General features: G+C 37.1%; 1 pseudogene. It reads left to right on the top strand.

Annotation, left to right across the window (positions count from 1 at the left end):
* Positions 1–141 (top strand): annotated as a pseudogene (locus ACYQ4S_RS12240) (ISLre2 family transposase); the annotation flags it as partial.
* Positions 142–507: the final 366 nt, after the last annotated feature.

Genomic DNA, 507 nt, shown 5'->3' with positions numbered 1-507 from the left:
TGTTAAAAGCTTATCTATATAGAAATTGGGAAAGTCTTAAACCATTTAAAATGAGGGATTTACCCGTAAATAAAGGGATTGGTGTTTGCGAAAGTAATCATCGTCCTTATAGTTATCGTATGAAACGACAAGGACGAGGGTTTTCAGCTCAAGGTGCTGGGAATGTAGCAGCGATCATTTCTGCACGTAAGAACGGAACGTTTCTCAAAGCGCTAACAGATAAAATACCGGAACTTACAACGAAACTCCAGCCGGAGTTTAAGGGTGCAGTGAGAGCAGCTTTGAAGAAAAGCCAACATAGACCTTCAATAGGTGTAAAAATTGGAAGAATAGCTAATTATGGCTCTTCATCAAGTCCAATGGGGCAATTACAGAAATTATTTAATTAGAACTGACTTTCTCAAGCCTTTTAAAAGCTCGAAGAGCAAAATAGGCTTGAGAAAGACAAAAACAATAAACTGCGTTTCAGATTTCTAGAATAAATTTCCGAGAATAACTTTACACATA

Source organism: Alkalibacterium sp. s-m-28 (genome assembly GCF_054658175.1).
The sequence above is the reverse complement of the archived record's forward strand: the minus strand, read 5'-3'. Positions and strand labels throughout refer to the sequence as shown.